The following is a 16363-nucleotide window of genomic DNA, read 5'->3' as shown; positions in this document are numbered from 1 at the left end:
GTCAGAAATCGAAGGATGGTGCATGTGGCCCCGCCCGCATTTCCGGTGGGATATGCCGCAGCTTTTCAGGGTTGCGGACGATCCATATGGCGGCGATCCGGCCACCCCTGATCGCCAGCGCGGTGGTCTGGATGATCCCGCCCAGCTCTACCGATACAAAGCCGGGCGAGCCGTTGATCCGGCACAGATGCGGGCCGTGATCGGGTGGATGTGGCCATTTGCGCGCGACGCCTGCGAAGAAACCGACCGCGCGCCGGCGACCGCGCAGGACATTGATGGAAGCGGGCACCTTGCCGCCGCCATCGGTATGGACCTCGATCTCTTCGGCGAACAGTCGCAGCAGACCCGCCATGTCACCCTCTCGGCTGGCCTGCCAGAAGGCCGTGACGATGGGCAGGGCGTCGGCGGGCGAAACCGACGATGCCACATCGGCCCCGGCCAGCCTGCGCCGCGCGCGAGAGACAAGCTGGCGGCAGGTGGCGGGCGTGCGGCCCACCACCGCGGCGATTTCATCGAAACCATAGTCGAAAGCGTCGCGCAGGATGAAGGCGGCGCGCATCTCGGGCGACAGCCGGTCCAGCGTCAGGATCAGCGCGATGCCGACATCTTCGGTCACGATCCAACTCTGCTCGGCGCCGGGGTCATTGCTCTGGACCAGCGGCTCGGGCAGCCAGGCGCCGACATAGGTTTCGCGCCGCATCCGCGCGGATTTCAGGTGATCGAGGCACAGCCGCGTCACCACAGCCCCCAGCCAGCGTGACGGCTGGTCGATTGCCGCCAGATCCTGCCGCGAAAACCGCAGCCAAGCCTCTTGCAGGATATCCTCGGTATCGGCGACCGAGCCGGTCATGCGATAGGCGAGCCCCGCCAGACGGCGGCGCTCGCTTCCGAAGGTCTTTATCTGCTGCTCAGCGGTCATCGCCCCTGGTCCGTGCGGGGTGTTGCGATCTGAACCCTACCGCAAAGCGGTTCCAGCTGTTGATCGCATTGATGATAAGCGTCAGATCGACCCGTTCGGCCTCGCTGAATTGCGCGGCGAGTTCGTCATAATCCTGCTGCGGCGCGCAAGAGGTTTCAATCCGGGTCAGCGCCTCGGCCCAGCCAAGGGCCGCGCGTTCGCGGGCATCGAAGGCCGGACTTTCACGCCATGCCGCCAGCACATCCAGCTTCTGCTGCGCGACGCCGGCCTCGCGCGCCTCGGGGGCGTGCATGTCCAGGCAATAGGCGCAGCCGTTGATCTGCGACACCCGCATCTTCACCAGCTGGCGCAGGGCTGTGGGGATCGACTGCTGCCGGCTGGCGGTTTCCAGCGCCAGCATCGCCTTCATCGCGGCGGGGGCCGCCTTGAAATAGTCCAGTCGAGGGGTCATGGGTTTCTCCATCGGGGTTGCTTCTGTAACCATGACGAGACGGCAGGGCGGTTTGTGACAGGTTAATCCTCATCCCGTGTCTGCTCGACCAGAAATTCGACGAAGGCACGGACCTTGGGCAGAAGATAGCGGCGCGAGGGATAGATGGCGTGCATCACCGTCTGCACAGGCACCCAGTCATCCAGCGCGGTTTCAAGCCGCCCTGCCCTGATATCCTCGGCGACATATTGGCGCGGGATCAGGTTCAGCCCGAAACCCGCCAGCAGCGCATCGCGGATCGCCAGCCCGCTGGTCACCCGATAGCGGCCGTCGATGGGCACGCGGACGGTCTCGGCCCCGCGCGTGAACTCCCATTCGCTGACATGGCCCGAAAGCGTGAAGCGGATGCAGTCATGCGCCCGCAGGTCCTGCGGCACGCGCGGCTTGCCGTGGCGGGCGAAGTAACCGGGCGAGGCACAGATGACGTGATGCAGGACCATCAGCCGGCGTGCGATCAGGCTGGAATCCTCCAGCCGATCGCTGCCGCGGATGGCCAGATCGAAACCTTCCTGCACGATGTCCACCCGGCGGTCGTCAAGCTGAAGGTCCAGCGACAGACCGGGATGGCGGGACAGGAAGGCAGGGATCGCGGTGGAAAGCCGGGTCAGGGTAAGGGTCATCGGCGCGCTGACCCGCAAAAGCCCGCTTGGCTGGCGTTGCAGGGGGCCAAGCGAATGATCCGCCTCGGCCAGATCGTCCAGAATGCGGGCGATCTGATCGTAATAGCGCTGGCCCGGCTCGGTCAGGCTCATGCGGCGAGTGGTGCGGTTCAGCAGCCGGGCACCCAGATGGGTCTCCAGCTCGGCGATATTCTTGCTGATGGCGGCGGGCGACAGCTTCATCCGCCGCGCAGCAGCGGCGAAAGAGCCCTGCTCAACCACCGTCCGGTACACGCGCAGGGCGGTGATCTGATCCATCATGCACCATTGGTTGCGAGTATCATGAATAAATAGCTGATTATCACCCAGATCGGAAGCAATTAGATCGGACGGGCAACCCACAGGAGGCCCGAATGAACGACTCGATCATCGCCGGGATCACGACGCGTATTTCCGCCAACCGCTTCGACCCGGCCAAACCGCTGCCCGACACGCAGATCCGCGATCTGGCCGAACTGGCGACGCGCGCGCCCACTGCCTATAACCTGCAGAACTGGCGCCTGATCGCGGTCCGCTCGACCCGGGCCAAGGCCCGGCTGCGCGACATCGCCTTCGGGCAGCAAAAGGTCAGCGAGGCGGCCGTGGTCTATATCCTCTGCGGTCAGGCCCCCTCGCATCACGCGCTGGCCGAGCGGCTGCGGCCCTCGGTCGCGGCCGGGATCATGACGGCCGAGACCGCGCAGACATGGACCACCGCCGTCAGCGAGGGCTATGGCGACGCGCGGATACAGCGCGACGAGGCGATCCGTTCGGCCAGTCTGGCGGCGGCCTTCCTGATCTTCGCGGCGCAGGCGCATGGGCTGGCCTCTTGCCCGATGGTCGGCTTCGATGCGAACAGGCTGGCACGCGAATTCGCACTGGCCCCGGACGAACTGCCGGTCATGCTGCTGGCCGTCGGCCATGCCGGTGCCGGCAACTGGCCGCAAAAGCCGCGCCTGCCGGTGGCGCAGATCCTGACCACGATTTAGCCCCGGGGCCGCCATGCCGAATGCATCCGACATCCTGCCGACCGCGCTGGCCCCCATGGTCTGGGGCAGCACCTATATCGTCGCGACCGAATTGCTGCCCGGTGCCCCACCGCTCAGCGTCGCCGCGATCCGCGCCTTGCCTGCGGGGCTGATTCTGCTGCTGCTGGTGCGGCGGCTTCCCAAGGGCGAATGGCTTTGGCGCAGTTTCGTTCTGGGGGCGCTGAACTTCACCGTCTTCTGGGCGCTGCTGTTCGTCGCGGCCTATCGCCTGCCGGGCGGCATCGCCGCGACGGTCGGCGCGGTGCAGCCGCTGATCGTGGTCTTTGCCGCCGGTGCCGTCCTTGGCATGCAGGTGACAATCCGGGCGGTGCTGGCAGCCGTCATGGGCATGGCCGGCGTGGCGCTGCTGGTACTGCAAGGCGGCGCCGCGCCGGACATGACGGGGATGGCGGCGGCACTTGGCGGGGCCGTGTCGATGGCTTTCGGCACCGTGCTGACGCGCAAATGGCAACCTCCGGTTTCCGCGCTGGTGCTGACCGCGTGGCAGTTGACGGCGGGCGGCCTGCTGCTTTTGCCGCTGGCGCTGCTGCTGGACCCGCCGATACCCACGCCGGATTCGGCAAGTGCGATGGGCATGGCCTACCTGATCCTGTTCACCGCCGTGACCTATATCCTGTGGTTTCGCGGCGTCGCACGACTGCAACCCGCCGCCCTGTCCTCTCTGGGCTTTCTCAGCCCGCTGACGGCGATCCTGCTTGGCTGGGTCTTTCTCGGCCAGTCGCTGTCGCTGTTGCAGGCCATCGGCGCGGCGGTCGTCATCGCCAGCATCTGGTTGAGCCAGCAGAGCGCGCCGACGGCAAAAGCCGCCACCTTGCCGGTGCGTTGACGCCCGGCCAGCGACAAGGATCGGAATGGTGAGGCGGGCATGGCCCGCCTGCCACCGTCACACAGTCAGCGTCACCTGTGCTTCGCTGCGGGCGGTTTGCAGCGCGCGGGCCCACCATGCCAGTTGCTCCAGCATCTTGCCGGCCGAGCGATCCAGATGTTCCAGCTTGCCGATCTCGGCCTCGCCTTTCGTGATCGCCAGATAGTCGCCGAAAGGAATGTGAACCGCGGTCTGCATCGTCACCATCTCAAGCTCGGCGGCGATCGCCCGGACATGTTCGACGGCCCGCGCGCCACCAACGCCGCCATAGCCGACCAGCCCGGCGGGCTTTCTGGCCCATTCCGCATGATCCAGCGCGTTCTTCAGCACCGCCGTCGGGGCGTGGTTGTATTCGGCAACGGTGAAGACATAGGCGTCGAAGGTGGAGATCTTATCGGCAAAGGCTTGCGCGGCGGCCTGCTGTGCCTCGGAGGCCGCAGGGTCGCCGAAAAACGGCATGGCGAAATCGCGCAGGTCGATCCCGGTGACATCGAAGCCCGCGCCTTCGGCCTTCTCAGCGATCCAGGACGCCGGTCTGTCGGCAAAGCGGCCCTCGCGCGTGCTGCCGATGACGACCGCCAGGCGCAGCGCATTGCCGTTGTGGCGGGCGACCTGATCGACCGGGATCGACTCGACCTTCTCCAGCAACGGCCCGATGCGGTCGAGATGGGCGGCAAAGGCAGGCGTGGCCGCCCAGCCCCGCTGCGCCTCGGCATCGGCAAAGCGCGTGACCACGATCACCCGCGCACCGTCCTGCGCGCGATAGACCTCGTTTCCCAGCCAGCCCTGCCGCGCCGCATCCCCGCGCATCGCGGCGGTTTCGCGCAGTTGCAGGTCAAGGAATCGATCCGTCTCGCCCGGCTTGGGGGTAAAGACATTGACCAGCGTATAGGCGTCGTTCCTGATCGCATCCATGATGTCCAACCTTTCTTGATGCATTCTGATATTGGCTTATAATAAGTAAGCCGCTTACTGATTAAAGAGCAGATATGGATCTCAGGAGCTGACATGGATGTAAGCCCCCTTCTCAACCCCGCCGACCCGATGCGCAGCGATTGCCCCGGCCGCGCGCTGTTCGAACTGATCACCAGCCGCTGGCCGCTGCTGATCCTGTGGTCGCTGCGGGGCGGCACGCAGCGCTTCTACGAGATCCGCAACGCGGTCGAAGGCATCAGCGAGCGCGTGTTGTCCGAGGCGCTGAAGAAGCTGTGCCGTCACGGCTTGATCACCCGCCATGTCGAGCCGAGCGTCCCGCCGAAGGTCAGCTATGCCCTGACCGATCTGGGCGAGGGGTTGCTGGGCGTCATGGACGGGCTGACCGGCTGGATCGGGCGCGAGCTGGAAAATGTCGAGGCGGCCAAGCGGCGTCATGACGCCCAGCAGCACCGGGCGGGTTGATGGGGGATCACGCAGCAAGTGAAGAAACCCCGCGCGCCAGCACCACCGCAGCGACCGAGACCAGCGCCATGGCGATGGCCACGCTCGGCCAGCCGAGACTGGCGGCCAGCGCGCCACCCGCAGCCGGGCCGAGCAGCATTCCGACATTGTTGCCCTGCATGGCAAGGCCCATTGTCGCGCCAACCAGTTCAGGGCGCGTCGCAAAGCGCGGCACGCTGTCCATGAGGACAACCGGGATCAGGCCGGCCATGAAGGCGAACAGTACCGCGAATATCGCGATCACGATCCACGACATATCGCCGGTCAGCACCCCGAAACCGAACAGCGCCATGACAAGGAAGCCCGCCGCCAGCACATGCAGCGGCTTGCGCCCCGAGGCGAGCAGGAAACCGGCGACGAGATTGCCGACCCCGCTTGCCGCGATCGCAATGGCGGCGACCATGCTGGCCAGATCCCGGCCAAGACCGAACCGCTCTGTCAGCAAAGTGGGCAGAAAGCCGAATACCACGAAGAAGGCAGCCGAGAAGGCGGCGAAGATCGTGGCAAGTGCCCATGGCCCCGGCGTCGCAAGCGCCCGCCGCAACTGCGTGCCGATGCGCCGACCGTCCGCGATTGCCGCTCTTGAAACCGGGATGGCGCAGGCGAAGAACACCGCATAGGCGAACAGGATCGCTGCATTGAGCAGCCAGAAACCTCGCCATTCAAGCAGGGTCAGAAGCGGCGAGGCCAGCATCACCGTGGTCATGCCGACCGGCATGACCGTGGCCCAGACCGCGATGGCGCGATCCTGCATCCGCTTGGCGACGGTCGCAAAGATCATCGCGGGCGCGGCCACCAGAACCGCCATAAAGCCCAGCCCTTCGACGACGCGCGACACCATCAGCAATTCGACGCCGGGCGACAGGCTGCCAAGCCCCGCCCCAAGCGCCTGAAGCGCCAGCCCGCCCAGGATCATGCGCCTGGTCCCGATCCGGTCCGCCGCCAGTCCGACCGGCGCCCCGACGAAGGCGCCGATGATGGCGAAGGCCGATATCAGCCAGGAAACAACGACGAGGCTGAGGCCCAGATCCTGCTGGACAGCGCCAAGCGCCATTGGCGCCTTGCCAACCTGAAAGGCAGAGACGACGCCTGCGCCTGCGATGATGAAAACCGTATTCCATCCCGCCGACCGCGGGTCGTCGTCCATCCGCAAGCCTGCCTGTCCGGCATCCGTTCCTGTCGTGATCGCTGTGGTCATCAGAGCCTCCGTCGAACGCAATGTTCTTGACGGCGCTTGATGCCACGGCTGCATGATCTACGGGACTGACAAAAGATGGATCATCATGATCTATCTGATTGGATGGGCGTTCGGCAGGGCCGCCAGCAACGCCTCGCGGAAGGCGGTGCCTGCCGGACCGAGCGGGCGGTCGACGCGATGGGCAAGATAGGTCTGCACCGTGGTTTCGCCATCCTTCGCGAAGGCGGCGACGGGAAGCCGGACAAGATCGCCATCGCGCAACTCGCGTTCGATCATCCACAGCGGCAGGCTGCCCCACCCGACCCCGGACAGGATCAGCGTCTTCTTGGTGATGTTATCCGCCACCCGCCAGCGCGACGGTGACACCACGCCGTAATCCCGCTGGCCTGTCAGGGCCGACGGGTCCTCGCCCACGATCTGGATATGATCCGCAAGCATGGCCGTGCCGAGGGGTTGGTCAGTCTGTGCAAGCGGATGGCCAGCTGCGGCCACGGCAGCACGTCTGACCTTCATCAGTGCTTCCAGTTCGATCGCCGGATTGATCAGGTCGATCCCGCTGATCGCCAGATCGCATCCGCCTTTCAGCAACGCCTCGAACGACGCCCCCAGAGGCGTCGAAAGGGTCCGGAAAGCGACCGAAGGATAGCTTTCGCAAAGCACGCCGAGCGCGCGCCCCAGGATCGGCAAGGGGAATTGCGGGTCGAGCGCCACGGTGATCTCCAGCTCCACTCCCCGGCCAAGACCGCCTGCCCGCGCGCGCAGGGCATCGACCTTGATCAGCAGCGCCTTCACATCGGCCAGCAGCGTCGCTCCGGCCGGGGTGAGTTGCGGCCTGTGGCCGGACCGGTCGAACAGTTCCACCGCCAGTTGCGCCTCAAGGTTGCCGATGGCATGGCTGATCGCCGATTGCACGCGCGACAACCGCATCGCCGCCGCGCGAAAGCTGCCGCTCTCGGCGACCGTCAAGAAGACGCGCATCTGGTCCAGCGTCAGCCCGTCCAGCATGTTCGATTCCTTCGATCGTTTGCTGCCAGTTTATAACACTCCCCTGAACATCCTCCACGGCCCATATCGGTCCGGGCTCTTGAAACCGTGCGCACCTTACGCCGCCCTGTCCGGCTGACGCATCACCGCGCCGACCGGACAGAGTGACGCGACCAAGGACACTGGCGGCCAGATGGCTGGCGGCCAGATGGCTGGCGGGACGCTGAAAGCCGGTCAGCCGCGCCAGATGTGGCGCCGGCAGACCGACGAAGGTCAGCGGTCCGACCGTCAGCACCGCCGCCGCCGTCGCGCAGGCGGTCAGCCCCAGCAGCCACAGGCGCATCCGGGCCACCGGGATGCCCACGACATGGGCCACCCCGTCGCAAAGGCCCGCGCCCTTCCGCAATCACCATTGATATTTCAGTGTCGCCGTCGCCATCCGACAACTGCCTGCGCTGCCCCGCCGTCAAGCTGTATATCCACTAGCCCCCGCGCCACCATGACGCTGACGGTCTGCGCATGGCGGCCCGGTTCGACCCGCGATTCCTGCGTGGTGGCGGTCATAGATCACCGTCCCGGCCAAGGGCGCGGGATTCAGAACCTTCCGCCAAGCCCCAGATACAACCGCCGCCCCTCGGCGAAGGGATCGTCCGCCATGACCACATCGCCGATATTATACAGCCCGAGGCTGGCCGTCATTGCCTTGCCGATGCGGTGGTTCACGCCCAGATCGACAGTCAGATGCGAGGGCCGACCCGCCGACCTGCCAAGGGTTTCGGTCCTGCTGCGAAAGCGCGCCCGCGACCAGAATTCCAGCGCCTCGTCCGCCTGCCAGTTCAGACCGAGATTCAGCATATGCCGTGGCAGGTTGTGAAAGGGCCGTCCGGCGTTGACGCCACTGGTGATCCGTGAATTGGACCAGGTATAGTTCGCCGAAATCCGCACCTGATCCAGCGGAAGATCAAAGGTCAGTTCCACCCCCTCCAGCGTGGCGGCATCCTCGTTCACATATTGCGTGACCGCGACGTGATGGGTGCCGTTCAATTCGCAGGACGGGGCCTGCCCGGCCGGCGTGCGGCACAGGTCCATCCGGCTGATGCGATTGCGAAAACGGGTATGAAAGCCGGCGGCGCCGATCTGAAGCCCGTTTTGCGCCTCCCAGACCAGGCCCAACTCGTAATTCGTGCTTTGCTCGGGCTTCAGGGCGCTGTTGCCCCGATCGCGAGAGCGGCCATCCCCGCCCGAAGGCTCCCACACATCGTCATCGGCCTGTTTCAGCGCCGGCACCCGATAGCCGCTGCCGATCCCGCCCTTGAGCGTCAGCCCCGGCAGCGGATGCCAGACGGCATAAAGCCGGGGCGTCAGTTGCGCCGCATATCTTTCGCTGCGGTCATAGCGCAGGCCAAGGGTCAGCATGGCATCCGGCGACAGCATGAAACGACCCTCGCCATACAGCGCCTGATGCCAGCGTTCCGGGCTGACGATGACGGAATCGGGCAGCCGGTCGGGGTCGTGTCTTGTCCGTTAGTGCCGATGCTCGAACCCGAAGGTCAGATGATGCGGCCCCCACGGCAGCGACGAGCGGGTGCTGAAGGTGAGCGCGTCGTGGCCGCTTTGGTAATCCGCGTCGAAGTCTGTGGTTTCGCGGAACAGAAAGGAAACCGTCTCGGCCCCGGCGCTCCAGCGGATCCTGTGGGTCAGGCTTGCGCCGTTATCGCGGATCCGGCCACCGCCTGCGCCATGTTCGAAACGTTGCCTGCTGCGCCACAGATCGAGGTCGAGCGAATGATCCCTGGTCAGGTTCCAGCTCAGCCTGCCGACAAGATTGACACGTTCGCTATGGCCGCGACGCAAGGCAGACCCGTCGGGCGGCAGCCTGCCCTGCCGGTCGCTGCGCCCGCCATACAGCATCAGCCCAAGCCGGTCGCGGATCAGCGGCCCGCCATACATGAAACGCGCCTCGGTCGATCCCGTATCGGGCGACAGGCCAAGATCGGCGTTTCCCGACCAGCTTTCGGGAACCGGACGTGTGATCACATTGACGACGCCACCCAGGGCCGCCGACCCATAGAGCGCCGACATCGGACCCCGGATCACCTCGATCCTGTCGATGGCTGCGGCGGGCGGCAGGAAGCCCGACTTGGACCCCGTGCCGTTGCCGTTATAGGCGGCCTCTTCAGAGGCGCTGAGGGGTTTGCCATCAACCATGAACAGCACATATGGCTGTCCCATGCCGCGCAGGGTGATCGGTGATCCGCCATCGCGCCCCGATACGCCGACAGACAGGCCGGGCACATCGCGCAGCGCATCGGCGATGGGGCGGGCCGTCAGGTCCTCGCCCCGGATGACGGTCATCGTGGCGGGCGCATCCGTCAGTTGCTGGACATATCCGCTGGCCGTGACCACGACCGTATCCAGCGTCACCGTCGCCCCCTCGGCCGGGGTCGTCGCGCGTGTCCGCGCAGGCAGTTCGACCACCAGGCTGCCCTGCGCGGTAAAGCGGTAACGTCCCCTGCTGTCGCGCAGCACCGATTGCAGCGCGGCGTCAATCGTCATGCTGCCTTCAAGCGGTGGGCTGGTAAGACCGTCGCCCTCGCCCTCGATCAGAACCGATGTGCCGGTGATCTGTCCGATATGGTTGACCGCATGGGCCAGAGGCTGGGACGGAATGTCGAAATCGAACTTCGTCGCCCCGGGCTGCGCCGTCGCCGCGCCGGTCAGCAGCGCAAGGGCCGCAAGCGCGAAAAGCGCCGGTCTGCATCTGGCGGAGAATGACGGCATCTTTCCTTCCGGGCGGCCGGCCCGGTTCTCATTCGTTTTGCGCAATCAGGCCCGACACCGAACCTGCGGTTTCACTTGTGATGCGCTGGCGGAAGGGCTGGCGGGAATGGCACTTACATGACCAGCTGGCCACCCGGAAGCGGCACAAGCCGAAGCCCCAGGGCCTCGACCAGCGCAGCAAGTTCGGCTGCCGGATCGGTCAGACTGATGCTGCCGGTGATGCGACGGTCGGCCACCGCACCGTTCGCAATGACGATCGCGCCAGCACCACGGCGCTGCAGGATCCCCGTCACTTCGCGCAGACGGACGTCATAGAAGGCATAACGCCCCTCGCGCCATGCCAGCGCGTCGGACAGATCGACCCGCTCTGCGACCGGCATTGCCGCGTCTGATCGGGCGGGGATGCGCAGCTGTTGCCCCGGTTCCAGCACCGCCAGAGATCGCCCGCCGGGGCCAAGGACTTCGACGCGGCCTTCCTCCAGTGTCACGATCATGCAGCCGCCGCAGTCGCGCACCTCGAAACGGGTGCCAAGCGCGCGAACCTCGCTGTCTCCCAACCGGACCGAAAACGGGCGATCCCCCTTTGTGACGTCGAAATAGGCAGCACCCGAACGCATGGTCACCCGACGGGTCGCGCCATCCTCGGCGTAATCCAGCGCCGAGCCGCCATCGAGCAGGGTTCTGCTGCCGTCAGGCAGTGCAAAGCCCTGCGCCGGGCCAGGGCGGGTGACGTGATCGGCCGACAGGTGCAGGCGCAGATCGGGCCGCACCATGTCCAGCCACAGCGCGGTCAGCGTCAGCGCAGCCAGCCCCGCGCAGGTCATCGCCGGGCGAAGCGCCCCGCCAAGGGATGGCAGCAGCCGGAATGGCCGTCTGGCCGGGGCATGACCCACGGCGACGCTGTCCCCGACTTCGGCGGCGATCTGCCAGGCCAGACGCGCATTGGCAAAGGCACGGGTCCGGTCCTCGCCCATCGCCAGCCAGTCGTGAAAGGCGGGATCGTCCTCAAGCGCCGGGTTGGAGGCGATGCGCACCACCCAATCCGCAGCCTCTGCCCGGAGTCGTTTCTGCGGATCAGGACGAGGCAGCAAGGGGGTGGTCCTCATTCGCTTTGCACGTCTTCCAGCGCGCGGGCGCAATGGGCCACGGCCTTTGCCATATGTTTTGCCACGTTCCTTTCGGACATGCCACAGATCGAGGCGATTTCCTGGAATGTCAGCCCCTGCACGCGGTTCATCAGGAAAAGGCGCCGGGTGGTTTTGGGCAGGTTCTGGATGGCATTCCTGACGGCATCACCGGATTGCCGCGCCAGCAGCGCATCAAAGGCCGGATCGCCGGGCGCGAATTGGGTGCAGCCGGTCGCCGCATGGGCGCTGCGCAGCTTTTCGCGGCGCAGATGGTCGATGGCGATATTGCGCGCCGACCGCGCCATGAAGGCGGAAGGATTGCCGCGCAATTCGCCCGCACGCTCGCAAAAGCGCAGAAAGATATCATGTACCAGATCCCGTGCGATGCTGCGATTGCCGATGCGTCGCGCGATCTGGCGTTCAAGCCGCTCGCCTTCATCGAGGTAAAGGCGACCAATCTTTTCACTGTCACGGGAAGACATCACAGCAGCCAAAAATCGCGTATGGGAAGGATAGCGTTCTGGCTGAAATGCGACGGCGGGCCGCATCGGGCTGACAGCCAAGTGGCTATCACCCCGGGCCGGATTCTGTCCAGAACCTGTCTGCCCGCCCGCAAGTGGATTGTTGCATATCCGATACAGTTTCGGCCGCGCGCGAAAAAGATGACAGAAAAACTCTGCCATTGGTTCAGTGACCGCCCGTCTCATTCGTGAAGCCCTTCGTAACAAGGCGGATTCCGGCATTCGCCAAAAATGGCAAAAGAGGGGCAAATCAATGAACCAATCAACGCACATGATGTCAGGCGGGCTGGCGCGCCTGCCGCTTTGGTTGCTGATGACAGGCGCCGTGCTGCCAATGGCCGCGCCTTCGTCGGTTCAGGCACAGGACGGCACGGCAGAAGAGCAGACTGTCCTACTGGACACCATCGTCGTTTCGGCCAGCGGGCATGCCCAGACCCTGCCGGACGCCCCGGCGACGATCACGGTCATCGCCGGCGAAGAAATCGCCTCAAAGCCTTACGCCACGGTGGCCGATGTGCTGAAGAACGTGCCGGGCGTGATCGTCAGCGCGCCTTCGGGGCGTTCGGGTGCGGAAAGCGTCTCGATCCGGGGGCTGGGCGAAGGCTATGTGCTGACCCTTGTCGATGGCAAGCCGGTCGGCAACTCTCAGGAGGCCACCTATAACGGCTTCGGTTCGGGTCTTGCGTGGTCCTATCTGCCGCCGCCCTCGGCCATCGAACGCATCGAGGTGATCCGCGGACCGATGTCCTCGCTTTACGGCAGCGCGGCATCGGGCGGCGTGATCAATATCATCACCAAGCCCGTCTCGGATGTCTGGTCGGGTTCGATGACGCTTGGCACCAGCCAGTACAAGCACAGTGGCGCAGGCGCGGCCAATGAGGGGCGCTTCTATCTCGGCGGGCCGCTGATGCAGGATCGGCTGGGCCTGACGCTGTTCGGTTCGCGCCATGATCGCAACAAGGATGAGATGATCGTGTCGGGGCGCGGCGGCGATACCCTGCAATCGCAGGATATCGAGCGCAAATCGCTTGGCGCGCGGCTGACCTGGAAAATCGACGAGGCGCAGAAGCTGGATTTCGAAACGATCTACAGTGCGCAGGACACGGTTTCGACCCCGCTTGGGGAAGGAACGCCGGGCGGGATCAGCTACAAGCGCATGAGCTATGGCGTCTCACACAATATCGTCTGGGGCGATGATTACGAGACCGACAGCTTCCTGACCTATGAGGATGTCGATTTCGAGAACGGCACGAACCTGTCGGGCTATGAGATGCTGAACCTGAACACCAGAACCCGCATGAGCCTTGGCCGGCATGATCTGACCTTCGGTCTGGACTATCGCGATGAGACGACGCGCCACTCGCCCGACCGGGTCAATGTCGATCCCAAGATGACCCGCTGGCAATGGGCGCTGTTTGCCGAGGACAATTTCCACCTGACCGACGACCTGATGCTGACGATGGGGCTGCGCTATGACGATAACGAACGCTATGGTTCGCACGTCACCCCGCGCGCCTATGCGGTCTGGCACGCCACCCCCGCGCTGACCGTCAAGGGCGGCGTCAGCGGCGGCTACAAGACGCCGACGCTGAAACAGGCCGACAGTAATATCTTCGAGCCTTCCGGCGGCGATGGCCGGGCCCGCGATCAGGGCAATACCAACCTGAAGCCCGAGGAAAGCACCAACTATGAAATCGGCGCGATCTGGGAAACCGCAGGCGGCGTGCAGATCGGGCTGACGGCCTATCACACCCGGTTCAAGGACAAGATCACGACCGAACAGATCTGCGCCCATGACACCCCCGTTCCGGGTCTGCCAAGCGATTGCGGAATGAACACGCCGACCGATCCGATCAAATGGATCAATCAATATGTGAACCGGGATGCGGCCGAACTGAACGGGGTCGAGGCGACGGTGGACTTCGTCCTTGGCGATGTCGATGTCGCCTTCAACTATACCTATGCCGACAGCAAGGTGACCAAGGGGGAAGAGGTCGGCAGCCGCTTCAACAACAGCCCGCTGCATGTGGCGAACCTTCGGCTGGACTGGCAGGCAAGCCACGCCCTGTCGGTCTGGGGCAACGCACAATACCGCAGCGCGACCTTCGATACCGGCAGCGGTTACGTCGGCGAGCACGCCGTTTTCGACATCGGCCTCGACTATGATTTCAACGACAGCGTCATGGGCAGCGTCGCCATCTATAACGTCGATGACAAGACCTTCGGCAATACCGGCTATAACGACGGGCGCCGCTTCTATGTGGGTTTGACCAACACGTTCTGAGCAATGCAGATTCTCCGGCCGCCACCCGGCGGCCGGATCTCGCAACGGTTTTGCAGGCGCCTAACGCTGCCCCCAGACCGATGCGGCGACCACGCGGCCATCTTCATCGAACGAAGCCCTGCCCGTCAGCCTGTCCTTCGCGCAATCCGCCCGCCATAAGCGTGTCGTCCGGTCGCCATTCGGCTGATGAGACGTAAGCTCAAACTCTCCGCAATCCCCGGCCGCCTCGATCGCCTCCCGGCTGCGCTCCAGCGAGCGCACCGCCCATTCGGGGTCCATGTCCTGAAAATCTGCTGGACTGGCCAACCCTTGGGCGATCCGTCGCAGCGCCTCGTCAAAGCTGGCGCTCAGACCGGGATGCGTGTCCACCAGCTGCACGGCGGGCTTCGCATAACGCGGATCGAACCGCTCTGCGACGCCTTGCAGGATGCTGCCCACATCCGCGCCGGCGGAATTGGCAAGCACGACGAAGGTGATTCCATCCCCGTCATAGCGCCGCAAATCCGACTGGAAACCCTGCCAGGCCCCGCCATGACCGATCACCTGCTGACCGTCCGGCCCTTCAGAAAGCGTCCAGCCGAAACCATAGGGATACACCGTCCCGTTGTTAAGCGGCGCAGGGCGCAGCATCTGGCGCCACGAGGCCGCACTGAAGATGTCGCGCCGTGCCACCACCGCATCCCATCGCGCATAATCAAGCAGCGACAGATACAGCGAGCCATCCGCTGTGGCGTTGAGCGAGGGTGAAACCCAGGACTGGTTCTTCAGCCCGTCTTCGCCCGGTTCATAGCCCGCGGCGCGGTTCGGCACGATGTCCGTGTCGCTGATGACGCGCGCCGTGCGCATCCCCGCCGGACCGAACACCCGATCTTGCAGCACCTCGCCGTAATGCCTGCCCGCCACCCTGTTCACGATGATCCCCAGCAGCGCATAGCCCGTGTTGCTGTAGGAATAGCGCTGTCCCGGGGCAAAAAGCGCCGGCGTTTCGGCATAGAGCGCGACCAGATCATCGTCGCTGTAATCCTGACGGTAGTCCTGTTCGGGGCTGCCCAATCCGCCGGTATGGTTCAGCAGATGGCGCGGCGTGATCGCATCCCAGCTTTCAGGTGCATCGGGCAGATAGTTCCGCACCGGGACCTCCAGATCGATCAGCCCGTCCTCGGCCAGCGCCATCACCGCCGCCGCTGTGAACATCTTGCCGATGGAACCCGCCTGAAAGATCGTGTTGGGCTGGACGGTCACGCCATGCTCGATATTCGCCAGTCCGTCGCCCTGCAATCTGAGCACCTCGCCATTGCGGAAGATGCCAAGCGCCACGCCCGGGATCTCCTGCCGTTCGATCTCGGCCGCCACAAAATCGTCGATTGCATCCGCATGGGCGGCAATCGGGGACGCAAGCACGGCAATCAGCGCAATGAATTTCATGACCTTATCTTTCTTACGCTCGGACAGCAGGTCGGAATCTGCACGCCCGCTGGTCTTGGGGAACATTTTGCGATCCACCGGCGCATGGGGCGCAGGCTTCATATGCAGGGACAACGAGGGCAGAGATTTGCGGGGCCTGGCGGCGGACCGGATCTGGCCGGTCGGATCACTGGGTCTGGCACGCGGCGTAATGTCCCGCCATGCCACCGGCTTGTCAAAGGGGATTTTGCCGAAGGCCCGCCGCCCCGGCTGAACCACATCACGAAACTGTGGCCAGCGGAACACAGATGATCCGACACCGATCGCCTGACGGGTATTCGGCTGTTAACTCTGCCCGCACATTATAGTAGCCGCTGCGTCAGCTTCGGCGTGATCTCATCGTCAGATGTGGACGCTTCGCCATATTCAAGCGCCAGGTCGGTTCAAGGCAGACTGCCGGAACACCAAGCCGTTTCACCAAGATCCGCGATGCGACCGAAGCCCGTGGTTTCGGCCCACTCCTTCTGTTGTGCATGAACTCTGGCTGCGCATTCACCTGCACGCCAGTGGATGTAAACGCATGGAAATGTCGGACGTGGGTTTTTTGTGTTGCAGCGCCTTACCGGAGTACGGAACCGATGCGAAGATCAGGAAGACACTCTGTTT

Annotated in this window: 17 protein-coding genes; 4 read left to right on the top strand and 13 right to left on the bottom strand. The window is 64.7% G+C overall.

All coding sequences use genetic code 11. The annotated features are described in order from the left end of the window. Position 1: 1 nt before the first annotated feature. The 3 genes from sigJ to JHW40_RS23075 all read right to left on the bottom strand — a co-directional run bounded on the left by sigJ (position 2) and on the right by JHW40_RS23075 (position 2326). On the bottom strand, positions 2 to 919 hold the full coding sequence (gene sigJ, locus JHW40_RS23085) for an RNA polymerase sigma factor SigJ (protein WP_090610336.1): 918 nt from the start codon (positions 917 to 919) through the stop codon (positions 2 to 4). Continuing rightward, positions 909 to 1370, bottom strand: a complete 462-nt coding sequence (locus tag JHW40_RS23080; protein ID WP_090610410.1) for a carboxymuconolactone decarboxylase family protein — start codon at positions 1368 to 1370, stop codon at positions 909 to 911. The genes sigJ and JHW40_RS23080 overlap by 11 nt, the downstream gene beginning before the upstream one ends. Positions 1371 to 1432: 62 nt before the next feature. Next, positions 1433 to 2326, bottom strand: a complete 894-nt coding sequence (locus JHW40_RS23075) for a LysR family transcriptional regulator (protein WP_090610411.1) — start codon at positions 2324 to 2326, stop codon at positions 1433 to 1435. A 95-nt stretch (positions 2327 to 2421) separates the two neighbouring features. Between JHW40_RS23075 and JHW40_RS23070 the strand changes: the two genes are divergently transcribed. Continuing rightward, on the top strand, positions 2422 to 3036 hold the full coding sequence (locus tag JHW40_RS23070; protein ID WP_090610337.1) for a nitroreductase family protein: 615 nt from the start codon (positions 2422 to 2424) through the stop codon (positions 3034 to 3036). 13 nt (positions 3037 to 3049) lie between these two features. Continuing rightward, a complete protein-coding gene (locus JHW40_RS23065) occupies positions 3050 to 3922 on the top strand; it encodes an EamA family transporter (RefSeq protein ID WP_090610338.1) in 873 nt (290 codons plus the stop codon). A gap of 57 nt (positions 3923 to 3979) precedes the next feature. Here JHW40_RS23065 and JHW40_RS24060 read toward each other — a convergent pair whose 3' ends face one another. After that, positions 3980 to 4876 (bottom strand): NAD(P)H-dependent oxidoreductase, encoded by an 897-nt coding sequence (locus tag JHW40_RS24060; protein ID WP_090610339.1) that lies wholly within the window; start codon positions 4874 to 4876, stop codon positions 3980 to 3982. Between the two features lie 93 nt (positions 4877 to 4969). Here JHW40_RS24060 and JHW40_RS23050 point away from each other — a divergent pair, with 93 nt between their 5' ends. Next, the gene (locus JHW40_RS23050) at positions 4970 to 5359 is read left to right on the top strand and encodes a winged helix-turn-helix transcriptional regulator (RefSeq protein WP_090610340.1); all 390 of its coding nucleotides are present in this window, start codon (positions 4970 to 4972) and stop codon (positions 5357 to 5359) included. 7 nt (positions 5360 to 5366) lie between these two features. Here the strand turns inward: JHW40_RS23050 and JHW40_RS23045 are convergent, their stop codons facing one another. From JHW40_RS23045 to JHW40_RS23015, 8 genes are all read right to left on the bottom strand, one after another. Beyond that, entirely contained in the window at positions 5367 to 6596 is a 1230-nt protein-coding gene (locus tag JHW40_RS23045) for an MFS transporter (protein ID WP_211657200.1), read from the bottom strand. Positions 6597 to 6686: 90 nt separating this feature from the next. Next, the gene (locus tag JHW40_RS23040; protein ID WP_244519097.1) at positions 6687 to 7574 is read right to left on the bottom strand and encodes a LysR family transcriptional regulator; all 888 of its coding nucleotides are present in this window, start codon (positions 7572 to 7574) and stop codon (positions 6687 to 6689) included. Then, positions 7471 to 7956, bottom strand: a complete 486-nt coding sequence (locus JHW40_RS24290) for an iron chelate uptake ABC transporter family permease subunit (RefSeq protein ID WP_090610343.1) — start codon at positions 7954 to 7956, stop codon at positions 7471 to 7473. The genes JHW40_RS23040 and JHW40_RS24290 overlap by 104 nt, the downstream gene beginning before the upstream one ends. 44 nt (positions 7957 to 8000) lie before the next feature. After that, positions 8001 to 8144: a hypothetical protein gene (locus JHW40_RS23035; protein ID WP_211657202.1), complete on the bottom strand. Its 144-nt coding sequence runs from the start codon at positions 8142 to 8144 to the stop codon at positions 8001 to 8003. Between the two features lie 30 nt (positions 8145 to 8174). Continuing rightward, entirely contained in the window at positions 8175 to 9065 is an 891-nt protein-coding gene (locus JHW40_RS23030; protein ID WP_336390202.1) for a TonB-dependent receptor domain-containing protein, read from the bottom strand. A 39-nt stretch (positions 9066 to 9104) separates the two neighbouring features. Further along, positions 9105 to 10361, bottom strand: coding sequence for a TonB-dependent receptor (locus JHW40_RS23025; protein WP_090610345.1), 1257 nt, complete (start codon positions 10359 to 10361; stop codon positions 9105 to 9107). A gap of 113 nt (positions 10362 to 10474) precedes the next feature. After that, on the bottom strand, positions 10475 to 11452 hold the full coding sequence (locus JHW40_RS23020; RefSeq protein ID WP_170851715.1) for a FecR family protein: 978 nt from the start codon (positions 11450 to 11452) through the stop codon (positions 10475 to 10477). 11 nt (positions 11453 to 11463) lie between these two features. Beyond that, on the bottom strand, positions 11464 to 11970 hold the full coding sequence (locus JHW40_RS23015; RefSeq protein ID WP_090610412.1) for an RNA polymerase sigma factor: 507 nt from the start codon (positions 11968 to 11970) through the stop codon (positions 11464 to 11466). Between the two features lie 292 nt (positions 11971 to 12262). On the opposite strand from JHW40_RS23015, the gene JHW40_RS23010 reads away from it, so the two are divergent. After that, a complete protein-coding gene (locus tag JHW40_RS23010; protein WP_090610347.1) occupies positions 12263 to 14293 on the top strand; it encodes a TonB-dependent receptor domain-containing protein in 2031 nt (676 codons plus the stop codon). Positions 14294 to 14353: 60 nt separating this feature from the next. Here JHW40_RS23010 and JHW40_RS23005 read toward each other — a convergent pair whose 3' ends face one another. Beyond that, positions 14354 to 15784: a serine hydrolase domain-containing protein gene (locus JHW40_RS23005; RefSeq protein ID WP_170851716.1), complete on the bottom strand. Its 1431-nt coding sequence runs from the start codon at positions 15782 to 15784 to the stop codon at positions 14354 to 14356. Positions 15785 to 16363: the final 579 nt, after the last annotated feature.

Source organism: Paracoccus alcaliphilus, from assembly GCF_028553725.1.
GTDB classification, from domain to species: domain Bacteria; phylum Pseudomonadota; class Alphaproteobacteria; order Rhodobacterales; family Rhodobacteraceae; genus Paracoccus; species Paracoccus alcaliphilus.
The sequence above is the reverse complement of the archived record's forward strand: the minus strand, read 5'-3'. Positions and strand labels throughout refer to the sequence as shown.